Source organism: Bradyrhizobium sp. CFUWI, from assembly GCF_056429085.1.
In genome coordinates this window covers 1-15038 of sequence record NZ_JBWJZE010000007.1, presented here as the reverse complement: position 1 = coordinate 15038, position 15038 = coordinate 1, and the positions used below count along the sequence as shown (strand labels likewise).

Annotated in this window: 14 protein-coding genes; 11 read left to right on the top strand and 3 right to left on the bottom strand. The window is 62.2% G+C overall.

What is annotated here, in order from left to right:
* Positions 1–231 precede the first annotated feature (231 nt).
* The gene (locus AC066S_RS16670) at positions 232–486 is read left to right on the top strand and encodes a PepSY domain-containing protein (protein WP_135169826.1); all 255 of its coding nucleotides are present in this window, start codon (positions 232–234) and stop codon (positions 484–486) included.
* Between the two features lie 448 nt (positions 487–934).
* Here the strand turns inward: AC066S_RS16670 and AC066S_RS16665 are convergent, their stop codons facing one another.
* Positions 935–1627: an MgtC/SapB family protein gene (locus AC066S_RS16665; protein ID WP_135169827.1), complete on the bottom strand. Its 693-nt coding sequence runs from the start codon at positions 1625–1627 to the stop codon at positions 935–937.
* A gap of 1511 nt (positions 1628–3138) precedes the next feature.
* Between AC066S_RS16665 and AC066S_RS16660 the strand changes: the two genes are divergently transcribed.
* The 9 genes from AC066S_RS16660 to AC066S_RS16620 all read left to right on the top strand — a co-directional run bounded on the left by AC066S_RS16660 (position 3139) and on the right by AC066S_RS16620 (position 11976).
* Positions 3139–3924 (top strand): hypothetical protein, encoded by a 786-nt coding sequence (locus AC066S_RS16660; protein ID WP_135169828.1) that lies wholly within the window; start codon positions 3139–3141, stop codon positions 3922–3924.
* Positions 3925–4126: 202 nt separating this feature from the next.
* Positions 4127–5266: an FAD-dependent oxidoreductase gene (locus AC066S_RS16655; RefSeq protein WP_135169829.1), complete on the top strand. Its 1140-nt coding sequence runs from the start codon at positions 4127–4129 to the stop codon at positions 5264–5266.
* Positions 5267–5612: 346 nt separating this feature from the next.
* Positions 5613–5783, top strand: a complete 171-nt coding sequence (locus AC066S_RS16650) for a hypothetical protein (RefSeq protein WP_167767547.1) — start codon at positions 5613–5615, stop codon at positions 5781–5783.
* Positions 5784–6189: 406 nt separating this feature from the next.
* The gene (locus AC066S_RS16645) at positions 6190–7068 is read left to right on the top strand and encodes an N-acyl homoserine lactonase family protein (RefSeq protein WP_135169830.1); all 879 of its coding nucleotides are present in this window, start codon (positions 6190–6192) and stop codon (positions 7066–7068) included.
* On the top strand, positions 7065–8102 hold the full coding sequence (locus AC066S_RS16640) for an ABC transporter ATP-binding protein (protein WP_167767548.1): 1038 nt from the start codon (positions 7065–7067) through the stop codon (positions 8100–8102). The genes AC066S_RS16645 and AC066S_RS16640 overlap by 4 nt, the downstream gene beginning before the upstream one ends.
* A 29-nt stretch (positions 8103–8131) precedes the next feature.
* Positions 8132–8800 carry an ABC transporter permease gene (locus tag AC066S_RS16635; protein ID WP_167767549.1) on the top strand — a complete coding sequence of 223 codons (669 nt, stop codon included), beginning with the start codon at positions 8132–8134 and terminating at the stop codon, positions 8798–8800.
* Positions 8801–8804: 4 nt separating this feature from the next.
* Positions 8805–10340, top strand: a complete 1536-nt coding sequence (locus AC066S_RS16630; RefSeq protein WP_135169833.1) for a GldG family protein — start codon at positions 8805–8807, stop codon at positions 10338–10340.
* 8 nt (positions 10341–10348) lie between these two features.
* Complete coding sequence (locus AC066S_RS16625; RefSeq protein WP_135169834.1) at positions 10349–10879, top strand: hypothetical protein; 531 nt, start codon at positions 10349–10351, stop codon at positions 10877–10879.
* Positions 10880–10971: 92 nt separating this feature from the next.
* The gene (locus AC066S_RS16620; RefSeq protein WP_167767550.1) at positions 10972–11976 is read left to right on the top strand and encodes a HupE/UreJ family protein; all 1005 of its coding nucleotides are present in this window, start codon (positions 10972–10974) and stop codon (positions 11974–11976) included.
* Between the two features lie 265 nt (positions 11977–12241).
* Here AC066S_RS16620 and AC066S_RS16615 read toward each other — a convergent pair whose 3' ends face one another.
* The gene (locus AC066S_RS16615) at positions 12242–12775 is read right to left on the bottom strand and encodes a GFA family protein (RefSeq protein WP_478270209.1); all 534 of its coding nucleotides are present in this window, start codon (positions 12773–12775) and stop codon (positions 12242–12244) included.
* A 213-nt stretch (positions 12776–12988) separates the two neighbouring features.
* Between AC066S_RS16615 and AC066S_RS16610 the strand changes: the two genes are divergently transcribed.
* Positions 12989–13927, top strand: coding sequence for a LysR family transcriptional regulator (locus tag AC066S_RS16610; RefSeq protein ID WP_135169836.1), 939 nt, complete (start codon positions 12989–12991; stop codon positions 13925–13927).
* A 60-nt stretch (positions 13928–13987) separates the two neighbouring features.
* Here the strand turns inward: AC066S_RS16610 and AC066S_RS16605 are convergent, their stop codons facing one another.
* The gene (locus AC066S_RS16605) at positions 13988–14650 is read right to left on the bottom strand and encodes a phytochelatin synthase family protein (protein ID WP_135169837.1); all 663 of its coding nucleotides are present in this window, start codon (positions 14648–14650) and stop codon (positions 13988–13990) included.
* Positions 14651–15038: the final 388 nt, after the last annotated feature.

Sequence of the window (15038 nt, the reverse complement as noted above, 5' to 3'; positions counted from 1 at the left end):
TTAGCCTTAAATTCCCGCCTCCACTTGCTTTTCTCGTAGAGGCGGGATTTTTCGAAAGTGCCCTGGGAGTCCGCGAAGGCCACCGCGCTCTAGGCCCTGGCCTCGCCCGCCTTAACTTGGCAACTCACTGAACTTGGCAACTCACTGATCGTTTTAGCGAGAGTTTTTCAAGAGTTGCAGAGGAACGCCATCTCAGCGCTCTCGTTAACGCCTGCAACTAGAGGAGGCATAATGAAAGCTGCCGCAATTCTCGTTCTCGGTACCCTCGCTGTGGCATCAGCAGCAAGAGCCGATCAACCCGGACCTGACTGGATGCCGATGGAACAAGTGAAGGCTAAGGTCATCGAGTTCGGCTATTCCCAGGTCACTAAGCTTGAAGCCGACGATGGACAATGGGAGGGCGAAGGCATCAAGAACGGACAGAAGATGGAATTTCATGCCGATCCCAAGACCGGCGTCGTCGTGCGCGAAAAGCCGGACCACTAACCCTTGAGATACAAGGCGGGTCGCCGGTTGAGCTTACCGACTGCGGCGCCACAATTCACTTCGGAAACAGCTTATCCCGAAGGTAACGCGAAGTTGGCGTCAGCCCAATACCTCGTGGCTTGCACCACACCGTCTTGTCGCGGCCGTTCAACACGGTCGGCCGTCGACTTGCTGCACAGTTGCCAAAAGATGCGCGCGACCCATCTGGCCTATCGCGATCTGATCCGGCGAGAGTTGGCTCTGCACAGATCAGGTCTGCTCGCACCATTGTTTTTGGGATAGCGTCGCGCCGCACTTCCACGCGCGAGATCGACTAGGACCATTGAAAAGAAGCCCGCTCCCAAGGGGGAAACGAAGGCGGGAGCGGGACTGAGTTATCGGGAGGATACCGTCGCGGTACCCTCAACCCGGAGGATAGCAGCCTACCTCGCAACAGGCCACTCCGAAGCTAGTCCCCCGTTGGCGTGATGCGAAACTCAACTACCTCTGGCAAACCGCGCAAATGCTTAGCAAGTCTTTCGGCATTAGCCCTGTCGCGGCTCTTAATGGTCATCCGGTATTCGAACTGCTGCCCGCCTTCGCTTAAGCGGGATGACAGGTTGGCGATCGTAAAACCGTGAGCCCCGATCATCTCGTGGACTTCGCTTTCGCCCATTACTTGATCCCGGGCAAAGCGCAACATGTGATGGGCATAGAATTCACTCGGCAGCCGAGCCTCGATGACTCGGAAGAGCGCGAGCACCACTAGGGTCGCAAGGGCACCTACAGCCGCAGCAAACCAGAAGCCGATTCCAACCAAAATACCGATAGCTGCTGTGACCCAAATGGACGCGGCCGTTGTTAGTCCCCGGACAGTCAGCCCCTCTTTGAAGATGACGCCCGCGCCCAAAAATCCGATGCCAGTCATAATGCCCTGCGCCATGCGGGTCGGGTCCGTCCGGATGGCGTCATGTTCAAGCAACGTCATCCACTGGTGCTGATAAACCGTGACGATCATCAGAATGGCCGAGGCAATGCAAACTAGCGAATGGGTTCTAAAGCCCGCTGGCCTGCCGTGAAACGAACGCTCAAATCCAATCATAGCGCCAATGAGCAGGGCACCCGCTACTCTGACGATTATTACAAGTTCGTCGTGGCCCATAAATCACCTTTGGAAATTCGACCTGGGTCGGCGGCCTTCTTTCCCCTATGCGAAGTCAAAGCAAGGCTGCATTAAAGTGCATGCGCAAACCGCATACAAATGTGTTGGAAAGCCGGTTCTCTCGGCATTCCCGCCAAGGTCCGGTTCTGGCCCATCGGAGACGTTTGCAAGTGCTCCGACATGTTCGGCCTTCGGGGGAACAGCCGACCAGCGACGCTGGCCTCTGTGGCACATCCGCCGCCGCGGAACACGTGGACAAGTCCGAGCCCTGGCGTTTCTGAATCCCTGCCCCGTGCCGCGGAAGACCTCATCGACGGCCCAAACGAGCAGCCCTCCTTTGAAGGCAACCGTCAAGGCAACGATCGCCGTTCCCGCCGGAGGGCGAGATCCAGGGCAGAAGGCCCGCTACGATCACGATCCACAGGACGAGGTTGGGCGCCTGAGCTATTCGAGAACGAACGCCCGGCCACACACGGCCCTTGATCGAGGCGATCGACGACTACGTCGAGCGGATCACCGGCGATCGCACCATGCTGCATGCTCGGTCGTCGAACCTTGGATGAGCTGGTCCCGCACGTTCGATGAACCGAGCCCCCCTGCCCGGTCGCGAACCACTCGAACGCTTCGCTGGACCGGATCAATTTTTTCCGCAGGCCAGTGCTCAACGGAATGCCGGCTCAAGCAGTTGTTCCTCGGCCCTACCCGGTTGAACGGGATGCAACTTGGAATACGGCCCGGCTCATCAAATCGTAGCTTATCGTCGTGGGTTCTTGCGCCGTCTTCCTAGCGACCCGACAAAAAATGAAGCGCTTGCAGGATCTTGCCGCTCCTGGTGTGGAGGATTGGATATCCTCGGCGCGGCGAGAACCAGGGACCAGTAGCTCGCCCCTCTTCCGCGAGAGTGCGCGGTGTTTTTCCGCGCGGAGCTTGCCACTTCTACGGTTCGCGCCGAGTTACGACATTAGATTGCGGGAGCCGCTAGGCTCAGTCGCGCTTGACCGAAGTGAGGTGTGGGGCTCCCGGCTGCGGCTAGCCTCACAAGCCACCGGCGGAATTCTCCGCGAAAAGTGTGGAGAGGTAGTCTGGAGCGGCCGGATTATGGGCGCGATGATCCATGCGCAAGGAGCCGCGAGCGCGCCCAGGAGGCCGTTCGAGAAGCCGACCGGGCGGAGGCGGAAGCCTGGTCGGTCCGCATGGAATGCTACGGGGGCCGTGCGCAGCCCTGCCCGACGATCGATCAATGCTTAGGTGGCGGACTCGCGTGGCTGGAGGTTGAGTGCGCCCGCCGCAAGACACGCGAGCCTGCCACTCGACGTCATACATCAGCATAACCACACGCCGCTCTGGAGTTTAGGCGCTTTTTCCTGCCTCCATGAGCCTCGAACTTCCAGCGATCGGACTCATTTGCCGATGGCGCCTTCGCGCGCAGCCCCGGGCCCGAGCGCACGGGCTAAAACTGTGCTAAACAACGAAACTCAGCACCGTCGTCAAGGGTTCATATGGAGCACCAAATGGCTTCCACGCGGGACGACAGCGTCGCGGAACGGCAGATCGCGGAGGAGCTTTCGCAGCTGACGCGCAAGGCGGAAGACGGTCCCTCGGTCCAGCCGACCATGGACACGTCTCGCGCACCGGCAACGAACCATCAACCGCCGAAACAGCTCCACGTGGCCTTCATCTGCTCTCTGTTGGCTGTGACCTTTGCTGCTTGGTGGTGGTGGTCGTCCTCCGCTCAACCGGCGATGAGGGCCCCTTCGGACCCTTCACCCCTGACGCGGGGCCCCCGAGATGCTGCGGCGCCGAAAGACGCGGCGCCGTCTGCAATCGCCCTATTTTCCGACTTGACGCAGCAGCTGCAGTCGATGACGCGCGATCTCGCTGCCTTGAGGCAAGCAGTCGAACAGCTTAACGTGGCGCAAGAGAAATTGGTCCACGACAATGAAAATGTCGCGCGCCAACTCAAGACAGGCCAGGAAGAACTCGCACGTAACAGCCGTGTCATCGACGATGTCAAAGGGATCCAGATCCAGATGGCGCGCGAAAGTCAAACGCTCACCCATCGCCTCAACGCAAACCAGGAGCAACTCGCCCGCGCCACGGCGAACGCCTCAGCACCAAAGGAGATGATGCCTGAAGTTACGAACGCGATCCCAGAAAAGCCACAGGTCATGCAGGAAGTACCATTGCCGCGTCCACGGCAGTCGGCCAATGTTGCCCAGGCGCCAAAGCCGGCGCCAATTGCCGGACCGAAAGCTATAAAACCCCAACCGTCGTTATCGTGGCCATGGTCGCGCTAAGCCGCGACCGACCTGCTCCTGCGGCCGAAACTAACGCTATGGAGACGGGCGCCGTTGACTGCGACTCCTATTCAGACTTTCGGATCTGGCCCGCTGTCGCCCCGCGGTCCCTTTCGCTACGTAATCGCCCTCCCGTAGACCTTGTAAACCCGCGAAATCATCAGGATGATCGGCGTGTCGTAGCATCGCTCGCGAGACCTTCATGCGAAAATGCGAAGTCGCCGTGCTGGGTCTGGGGCTCATGGGCGGAGCAGCGCTTAACGCATTGCTGGATGCCGGCGTCGATGCGCTCGGCTTCGACCCTGTCGGACCCGGTTCGGATCGAGGCTCGTCACATGGTTCATGTCGAATTTTCCGTCGCTTCAATTTCGAAAACCCCAACTACACCAGCCTGAGCGACGAGGCTCATGCCGGCTGGATCCGGCTGCAGAGCGAAAGCGGTCAAACGGTTCTGACGGAAACCCCTGTTCTGGAGGCCGGCCGTTCCGGCTCCGCCATGGTGGCGTCCTCGCGCGCGGCCGCGATCGCGAAAGGGCGGGCGGATCCGATGTTGACCGCGGCTCAAGCGAACAAGGAATTTCCGGCTTTCACCCTGCCCGACGACTGGGACGTGGTGGTGCAGGACGGTGGTGCGATCCTGCGGACCGGTGTTGTCATGAAACTGATGCGCGCACGCGCCGGGAACCGCGTGATTGCGGAGCGCGCGAGCTTCACGCCGCACCACAACGGCGTGTCGATCCGCACGGCGACCCAAGAGTTCTTCGCCGAGCGCGCGATTCTGGCGCTTGGCCCATGGCTCGGTCGCGCACTCCCGCGACTAGGCGCGCTGCTGAACGTCACCCGACAGGCGGTCGGCTGGTTCGATCCGGCCCGCCCCGACACTGTGGCGCTCGGTCGTTTCCCGATCTTCATTCTGGACCGAGGTCCGAACGACATGGTCTACGGCTTTCCGGACTTCGAACAGCACGGCGTCAAAGCTGCGCCTCACAACCACGGGCGCGTGGTCGACCCCGACGACTGGGGTCCGAACGCCACCGATGCCGAGCTCCGCCCGATCGGCGAAGCCTTGGCCGCCCTCGTCCCGGGCGCGGCCGGGCCCATCATCGATCGCGACGTCTGCCTCTACACCAACACCGCGCCCGCCGACCGTCTGCCCGATGCGGGCGAGGAATTCATCATCGATCGCTGGCCGGATTCCCGCCTAATCGTCTGCTCCGCGTGTTCAGGCCATGGTGCGAAGTTCGCGCCTGCCATCGGGCAAAGGCTTGCCCGACTGGCCACCGATCCGTCCTACGAAGCAGAGTCCTTCTTTCAGCTTTCCCGATATTCTCAATTCGCCTGAGCGGATATCACGGCGTGGCCGGATCGGCTACGCGACCCTGGCGGTGTCACTGGTCGATATGTTCTGCGCCGGCGAGCTTCGGCGCGGGACCTCCGAATTCGCGCGCGACGCAGCATGTGTCCAAGCGGGCTATCGAGATAGCGCTGCACGCCGTAGAACGCGACGACCGCGATGAAGAGGCTCACGTAAAGAATGACGTACTGGAAGGTTTCGGGCGTAAACGACAGCCCCAACAGGGCCGGACGAGGGACCCGGATGCCGTCGGCGCCGGCTCGCGTTCCCTGCGCATCATCTCCGCCTGGACCTTCTGCGCTTCGGCAAGCTTCGCATTGTTGGATTCGAGCATTTGCTGCAGGTCCGCAAGCTGGCGGTCGCGCTCGCCGAGGTCGTCCGCGAGCGCAAGACGCGCCTCGTGGCCTTGGTTTCGGCGATGGCGGTGCGCTCGTCCGCGACTTGGGCGCTGGTCCAAACGAGCACTAGGTTTTGCGCGTGCGAAGTGACGTTCCCTGTGGATTGACTTTGGGATGGGACGCTTCGTTGAAGGCGCGGACAGATCCCAGCTGACGCTCTTACCGGACTGCCTGGAGGATTGGGTATTGGACCACAGCGGGCATTGGAATTACGACACGTGACATTTGGAAATTGAGCGCCCCAGGAGAGCTATACGTCTACTGAAATTCCACATTTGGCTTGCTGCGGTTGAAGACTCGTTTCAGCAGGAATGCCCCTCCCATCCACTCACGCAACGAGCCTCAGCCCATCCTGACCACCGGCGCCGCAGTACCGTCGGGTGAGCCGAGACACCGTCCAGAATTATTGACAGGTCTACTGCGGCGTGTTGAACTTAAGTGCATCCTGCCGGCGCCTCTGCGGCTTTGCACAGACGCGAAACTTAACAAAATTCGCGACGAGGGAGGCAAAGAATGACCCGCAAGTATTTGACGGCAATGGTCGCTCTTCTCGGGAGCGTATTGTCGAGTACGGCACTAAGCGCCCAAGACCTTAAGCTCTACGTGTTCAGTTCCGGCGCGTTGACTCTCGGCAAAGGATTTTTGGTGAACGGCGCACCCATGGAGCCGGCAATCCAGGTTCCGGTCGGTTTTTACGTGATCAAACATCCGAAAGGGAATGTTCTTTTCGATACGGGTAACAACGACAAGATTATCACCGACCCAGGCTACTGGGGTGCCGCTTTCACCGCGTTGAAGCCGGTCAACACGCCAGATGTCGCGATCGATACGCAGCTGAAGAAAATCGATCTTACGCCCGATGATATCACCTATGTCGTGGTGAGCCACCTCCACCTCGATCACGGCGGCAACGTGGCCAAGTTCCCGAAGTCGACGCTCGTCGTGCAAAAGAGCGAGCTTCAGAACTTCTTCTGGCCGGAGCCCGGCACCGGCTCCAATTACGTACTCGGCGACGTCCTGCCGCTGCGCGGAAACATGACACCAAGTGCAAACGCGGTGAAGATGTTGCAGCTCGAAGGCGATCAGGACCTGTTTGGAGATGGCACGCTCGTCGTGAAGCGCTGGGTTGCCCACACACCGGGCAGCCAGATGATGACGGTGCGGCTGAAGAACACCGGCCTCACCATCCTCACCGGGGACAACGTCTACTTCCGGGAGAACGTCGAGCAGAATATACCGCCGAGCACCCCGTTGGTCTATTCGACATCCGGATTCTACTCGGCCTTCGAGTGGATCAGGCGGGAGATGGCGACGCAGAAGGCAAATTTCTTCACTGCCCACGACCCAGACGCGTTCAAGGCGATGAAGAAGGCGCCGGAATTCTACGATTGACCGGCTCGACGCCGACAGTGGACCGGCACCTGACCGATCGACCGCCCCGAGCCCCGGCGGGGCTTGGCATTGCGCCGGCTGAAAGCTCGCGGCACGGCACCGCCGTCGCATCCGTCGAACGGCTGGGCAAACGCTATGGCCGCCGCCAGGCAGTGGACGGCGTCTCGTTCGAGGTGAACGAGCAGGAAGTGGTGGGCCTGCTTGGTCCCAACGGCTCGGGTAAGACCACCATCTTGCGCGTCATCACCGGCTATCTGCGGCCGAGCCAAGGAACTGTCCGCATCGACGGCTTCGACGTGGTCCGCGACGGACACCAGGCGCGTGCGCGGATCGGCTACGTGCCGGAGAACGCCCCGCTCTACGGCCATATGAGGGTGGACGAATTTCTCCACTTCATGGGCCGGTTGCGGGGCTTGCGGGGAGGCGCGTTGCGCCGAGGCATGGAGTCCGCCCGCGCGCGACTCGCGCTCGAGCCGGTCGGCGACGCCGTGATTGGCCGGCTGTCGCGAGGCTATCGGCAGCGCGTCTCAATCGCCCAAGCCGTGCTGAACGAACCCAAGCTGTTGGTGCTCGACGAGCCGACCAACGGCCTTGACCCGCGTCAGGTCATCGAGCTGCGCGGCCTGCTACGGACCCTGGCCCGCGACAGCGCGGTCCTAGTCACTTCGCACGTCCTTGCCGAGATGGAACGCGTCGCCGATCGGGTCGCGATCCTGCTCGACGGGCGGCTGCTCACCGTCCACCACCTAGCCGGCGCCAAGCGCGGCGCCTCGCTCCGGGTCCGCGCCCGAGCGAATCAAGCGGACGAGGTCGCGGCGGCCTTGTCGGGCCTGGCGGGGATCGACAGCGTGACCCGGGAGCAGCCGGATGGGGACTTGGCCGGCTGGCGGGTGGAGGTGTCGGAGGCCGGCGCAGCGCCGCAGGTCGCCGCGACCCTTTGCCTCGCCGGCATCGCCAGCGTCGAGACGGTCGAGACGGCTTCAGACCTGGAGGAGCTGTTCCTCCGGCTTACGGCGAGCCGAGCACTCCAGTGACGGCATTCCTCGCCCTAGTTTCCAAGGAGTTGCGCGCGCTGTTCGTCTCGCCGATCGCTTACGCCGTCATCGCCGTCTTCCTTGTGCTCAACGGCTACGGCTTCGCCGTCACGCTCATCGCCACCAAGCAGGCGACGCTGGTGAACGTCTTCTTTCAGGCGGCCGTGCAACTCGTCCTGTTCGTGCCGCTCGTTACCATGCGGCAGTTCGCCGAGGAACGCCGGGGCGGCACCCTCGAGCTGCTGCTGACGGCGCCGGTGCGCGAGGGGGACATCGTGCTCGCCAAGTTCGCAGCCTCGATGGGCATGCTGCTCGCGATGATCGCGCTCACGTTGGTCTATGCGGGGATACTGGCGCGTTTCAGCACCCCCGATTGGGGGCCGATCTACAGCGGCTACCTCGGCCTCGCTCTGCTCGCCGCCGCCCTGGTCTCGATCGGTCTTGCCGTTTCCGCGCTCACCGCCAACCAGATCGTGGCTGCGGTCGTTTCGCTCGGCGTGTTCGGGATGCTGTGGGCGATTGACGCCTGGGCCGCGTTGCTGCCCTCGCCGATCGACAATTGGGTGCTCGGGTTGTCGCTGCTGGCGCGCTTCCAGCCTTTTGCCCTCGGCGCCATGTACGCTTCGGATTTCGGCTTCTTCCTCGCGGTAACCCTGCTCGGACTGTTCCTCGCCGTGCGCGGGCTGGCCCGGCGCTGACGCCATGGAGCACCCCGAGCTCGACTGGAACGCGTTGCTCTGGGCTGGTGGCTGGCTCGCCGCCGTCCTGGTGCTGTTCGCGACCGGGCTGAGACTGCCGCTGCAGACCGGGCTCGCGGGCTGGCGGGGGCGGGTCTATTCGGCCGGAGTCATCCTGATCGCGCTCGGCGCCGCGGTGCTGGCCAATGTCGCGCTGCATCTGCATGACGTGCATTTCGACCTCACTCGCGAGAAGGTCTATACGCCCTCGGGGGCGGCCATGCGGGCGATCGACGAGGTCTCCCGAGAGGTAACCGTCACCTACTTTTATCGGTCGCAGGATGCCGCGGGACGGCGCGCGCGCGACCTCCTTGCGATCATGGCCCGGCGCAACCCGCTGCTCAAAGTCGTCGCGGTTGATCCGGACCGGGACCCGAGACTCGCGCGCGAGAAGGCAATCCAGATCTACAATGCTGCGGTCGTGGAGGCGGAGGGACGTCGGGTGCTGGTGCAAGGCACGGACGAGACGGAAATCGCGATAGGTATCCAGCGCGTATTGCGCGGTCGCGTGATTACGGCCTGCTTCCTCGAGGGCCACGGCGAGCTGCCGATGGACAACCTCGAGTACCACACGCACCTGGAAAGCGGCGCTGGCCACAGCCACGACGACGCCAGCTCGCAGGTGGTGGAGATGCCGGGCCACGGCGCGGGGCGGCTGCGTCGCGCGCTCGAAGCGCAGGGTTATGAGGCGCGAAAGCTCATCCTCGCCACCGAGGGTGAGGTGCCGACCGGGTGCACCCTCCTCGTCGCGACCAATCCGCGGACCACGTTCCTGCCGGCTGAAAGCGCGGCCTTGCGCGCCTATCTGCGGCGCGGCGGGTCGGCCCTTCTCCTGCTGGACCTGGGTTTCGTGCTCGAACCCGGACTCGCCCGGCTCGTTGCCGAGCTCGGCGTCCGCCCGGAGCAGGAAGTCGTCGTCGATCCCTTGAGCCACTACTCGACCAACCCCGAGATCGTTGCGGTCACGGGCTACGACCCTCACCCGGTTACGCGCTCGGTCTCGCTCACCTTCTACCCCGGCATCCGCCCCATCACGATGCTGTCGACGGCGGGCGACCTCCGCGCCACCCCGCTGCTGCTCAGCAGCCGGGACAGCTACACGCGCACGGTCAAACCGGTGGGGTCACACGCGGTCGAGCCTGACGCGGCGGGTGATAAGGACGCGGCAGTGCCCCCGGTCGCCGGCCCGCGCGTGTTGGGCGTCGCTGTGGAAGGGCGCCTCGACGGCAACTCCGAACCCATGCGCGCCATCGTCGTCGGCGACAGCGACTTCGCCAGCAACTCGTTCTTTCCTTACATGGCAAACAGTGACCTTTTGCTCTCGGCGGCCCGCTGGCTGGCACGTGAAGAGCGCACGACCGCGGTTGCCGCGCGCGTTCCCGTGCCGCCCCTCATCGCGTTGACCGGGCGGCAGTCGAATGCGGTGTTCTTCCTGGTCGTCGTCGCCATGCCGCTCCTGGTGATCGCGCTCGGCTGCGTCGTTTGGTGGCGGCGCCGATGAGGCGGCACGTGCTGCACCCCGTTCTCGCAGCGCTTGCGCTCCTCTACCTCGCGGCGATGGTGGTGAGCGGCGCCATGCCGGTGCAGCGCCAGCTTGTGCGGTTCGAGGCCAAGGGCGTGCTCAAGCGCGCGCCGGAAGAGGTCACGCGGGTGGAGTTGAGCCGCGGCACGCGGCGCGTTACCCTGCTCCGCGCGGGCGAGACGGCGTGGGCAACGCCTGACGGCGTCAACATCGGCACTGCCGGGCTCCGGGTCAGCAAGGCCGTCCAGATCATGCACAATTCCGGGCCTGTCCGTGAGATCGAGGCGGCGGAGCTGGCGGGGAGCGACCCGGCGCCGTTCGGCCTCGACCCACCGCAGCTCTCCGTGAAGCTCTACGGAGGGGACGGCGAGCCGGTTCTCAGCGCCCGCTTCGGCGAGCTCAACCCGGAGGGGTACCTCCAGTACATGCGCATCGATGGCAATCCGCGGCTCTACCTCATGTCCCGCTTCGTCGGCGGCGAATGGGCCGAGGTCATGACTGAAGCGGCCGCGCGATGACGCCTCCTGCCTCTCTCCGCCGCGCGGCGCCGTGGGCTGCTCTCGCGCTCCTGCTACTGCTCGGACCAGCGCAAGGGCACATCGCCGGCTCGATGGGCTATGCCACCGTGAGCCTGCACGGCGGAACTGTCCGATACAGCCTAACCCTCGGCCCCGATGCGCTCGCGGCGGCCGGCGGCGAAGCCGGGGTGCGGCTGGCGCCCCGTGGAGACTACAACACGCTGGCCGATTTGGTCGCGCGCAAAGTCGGCATTTCCGCGAATGGGGTGCGATGCGAGCCGGTGCCCGGAACGGTCACGCCGCCCACGCCCGACCGCGCCAATGCCGTAGTGATCATCGATTACGCCTGCCCTGGTACGCCCCGCGAACTTGTGCTGCGCGACGACCTGTCCGACGTCCTCGGCAACGACTACCACACGTTTGTCCGCGTCGAAGCCCTGGGGAGCGTGCGGCAATACACCCTCGAAGGCGACCGGCGCGAGGCTCGCCTCGCTGTCGCAGCACCGAGCGGGAGCCCTGCGCCCGAGGTTACCGCCGGGAGCGGCGTCTTCGCCTTCTTTCGGCTCGGCATCGAGCACATCCTGACGGGAGTTGATCACCTCCTGTTCGTGCTGGCCCTCGTCCTGGGCGGCGGAGGAATCGGATCCTTGTTCGCCGTCATCACCGCCTTCACGGTGGCGCACAGCATCACCTTGGCCGTGGCGGTACTGGGCGGGGCGTCGCCGCCTAGTTGGATCGTCGAGCCGGTGATCGCGCTGTCGATCGTCTACGTCACGGCCGAAAACATTTTCCTCAGACGCACGGCGTCGTGGCGCTGGGCCGTGGGCTTCGCGTTTGGCCTCGTGCATGGCTTCGGCTTTGCTGGCGCGTTGCTCGATCTCGATCTGCCCCCGGCCGCCCTCGCCGGCGCGCTCGTGTCGTTCAACCTCGGCGTTGAAGCCGGCCAGGCAGCGGTGATCACCGCTTTCCTGCCGGTCCTCCTCTGGTTTCGGCGCGCCGCGTGGGAGCGGCGGGCGGTGAAGGCGCTCTCCGGGCTCGTGCTGGTCGCTGGGCTCGCCTTCCTTGTCGATCGCGTTCTGGTCGCCGCGAACTGGTGAGATGCACTGAGTAGAAACTTCAATCGCAACTCGCTTCGACACGCAACTGCGGAGTATCTACTGCGAGACCTGCACAAGCGTCATGCCGGAAACTTCGGTTACATGGGCGCTATTACTGGATAGCCGACGGTCGATTCATGACTTGACCTCCACGGTCCGGGGCCGCTCCAGCGGCGCACCTAATTAAGCCGAAGGAACCCTGGGGACAAGTCGTAGATGTCTGCTGTGGGTCAACAGCGCCGATTGAGTGGCGCCGTGTCGTGCGCTAACGATTAAAGCCGCCTCGCGGGCCAAACACAGGTTGCGTTTCCATCTTCTTTATTGTTGGCAAGGTACTCAGCCATTTTTGCGCGGAGCGAAACCAAAACTGATCGGCCGGAATCAATTGGTCGCGCTGTTTGATGGCGCCGACGCGCAAGCTTAGGACTTTTGCGCCTTGGCCGATGGGCGCCGAATAGATTGGTGTACCGCAATCAGGACAGAACGTCTGCTCTCGCTTGTTTCCGCTCTCCCCGGTCTTGACGTAAGTTTTCAACGCGCCCGACAGCAATTTGAAACTTCCTTCTTTCGTCGGCACGACCGTACGGAAGGCCGTGCCAGACAACGTCTGGCAATCGGTACAGTGACAGATCAGCACCTTGGTGGGATCAACCTCCGCTTCAAAAGCTATGTAGCCACAATGACACGCGCCGCTGACTTTCATGAAGCGCTCCCTTTTTGTTGATCCTGCTGTTTCAAGATGCAAGTGCGCGTCGCGGTTCTTGAGCGCATCGCTTTGTCTTCTGTCGGCAGGAAACATACCCAAGACGGGCCGAATGATTGAGAACCACTATCCCCAACGGGCGACACGCATCGCAATGTAGTCGAAATCGATCGCTCCATTCTGCGATGGCGAACCTTCATTGACCGGCCGCCGTGCCCTCCGTTCTTCGTCATGAGGGGACTGTATTTCATGCTCAAATAATGATAATCTTGATATCAGGAAATAGATTGATGAATTTTTGGAACGAATATGAGTAGCCCCGACGAGATGCGGGCGTTTGTCCAAGTTGTCGAGCGCCAAAGCTTTGGAAGCGCTTCTACAGTGCTCGGGCTGACCCCTTCAGCCGTTTCTAAGCTTGTCACGCGGTTAGAGGATCGGCTTGGCGTGCGCCTCCTTCATCGAACGACCCGGCGGCTGGCGCTCACGCCTGAAGGTGACATTTATTTCGCTCGCGCGCGTCAGATTCTTGCCGACATCGAAGAAGCCGAAGCGCAAGTCGCGAAGTTGCGCGCCGCGCCGCGGGGGCATCTGCGTATCAACACCAGCATTGGGTTCGGAATTCATCAGTTGGCACCGGCAATGCCCGACTTCCTGACGCGCTACCCGGAGATCGACGTCGAGCTTGCATTGACTGATCGCGTCGTCGATCTGGTCTCAGAGCACGCGGACATGACGATCCGCGCTGGTCCGGTCGCCGAGACGGCTTTGACGGCGCGAAAGCTCGCGGATGTTACGCGACTACTGTGCGCATCGCCAGCATACCTCACCCGCTACGGCGTGCCGCGAACTCCAGCCGATCTCGCCAGACATAGTTGCATCGTGATGGCGTTTCAGACTCCCTACCGATGGGCATTCCGGAACCATGGAAAGATAGAGGAGATCGAAATTAAACCACGGGTCGTGACCGATAACGCCGAGGCTGCGCTCAGATTGGCGCTTAATGGTGCCGGGATCGTTCGGCTTAGCGATATGGTCGTCGGTGAATCGATCCGCGGTGGCTTGCTCGTACCGTTACTTACGGAAGCTCATCACGTCGAAGCGGTACCGCTGTCGGCTCTTTACCTAGCTGGACGTCACCGTTTGCCTAAGGTTCGGGTGTTTCTCGATTTCCTTGTTGAACGATTTAGCTCCGCGACTTTGCAAGTTGCCGTCGCGCCTGGACGCTCTAATGCATCATCAGTGGTCTAAACTTGGTAGCAACGCGACGGAACGCCCGCTTCGGGTCAACAGGCGACATGCAGTGGGATATCACTCTATGAACAGCAGCCCCCGCTTCTTATCGCCGTCGAACGTATTTACAGCGTCGAACAGCCGCTTCCGCTCGACTAGCCATGGCTGGAAGTTGAAATTGACATCGAGCACGAAAACGAGATCCTCGGCTTCGAAGTAGCCCCCAATTGGGGAGTGATGTCCGCTACCAACACCAAAAATTTGAGCGCGATCGAAATTCACGATGTAGCGTCGGCCCGGATCGTTGGTGCGACGGAGATGCTCCAGAAACTGGTTCTCGCTGAGATCGCGTAAGACCGTAACTTTCCGGCTCATGTTGGTCTGGGCGACTTTGGCCAGCTCGTCGAGCGTGAGACCCATGATGCATACGCCTGTCCAGCAGCTCCATGTACCGGCCAACACCTTGCCCTCCGTGCTTGCCGCCTCGCCAAGCGACCGGTAGGCATTCGCAACAGCTGCAGGTCCGCAGCGAGAGCCATTTGACTGCCAGTCAACATGTCTTTGGAATGTGGCTGCCACGGGCAGGTGCCACGCACGCTCCATAAGCTCCGGAGCACGTGTTACCGATGACGCTATGGCGTCTGATGGCACGTGCGATTGACCGACCACCAGGGCGCCGGCACAGGCCAGAGCCACGGCGATAACCATGCTGCTGATGCTGACGTAGTGCCATCGCTTCATGGGCCAGAACCTAAGCGGCAATGACGAAATCGGCCGGCAAGATTATGTTTTCAAGTTAACCAGCGGGAGGGAGATTTCGTATGAGGTTTCCTTGGCCCTGTGGCAACGGCCGGCCTCGATGGCGGCAGTCAGCCTGTCCCGCTGACGGCCGATAAGCGAGGCAAGAAAGAAGTGGCCGGAGATGAAGAGCTTCGCTGGCACGGAGGGGGACCACCTGATGCAATTAAAACTCAGGACTTGTCGTGCGCGTACTTCTCCAAGAGCAGCCGATTATATTCATCTCTCACGGCTCTTCGTGAAACATGCCTTTTTCGGTCTTTGGCAATCTTCAGAAGATCAGGATCTGTCGGTGCCCGTGATTTCCGCCTAAATCTCGCAAAGAGTCGGG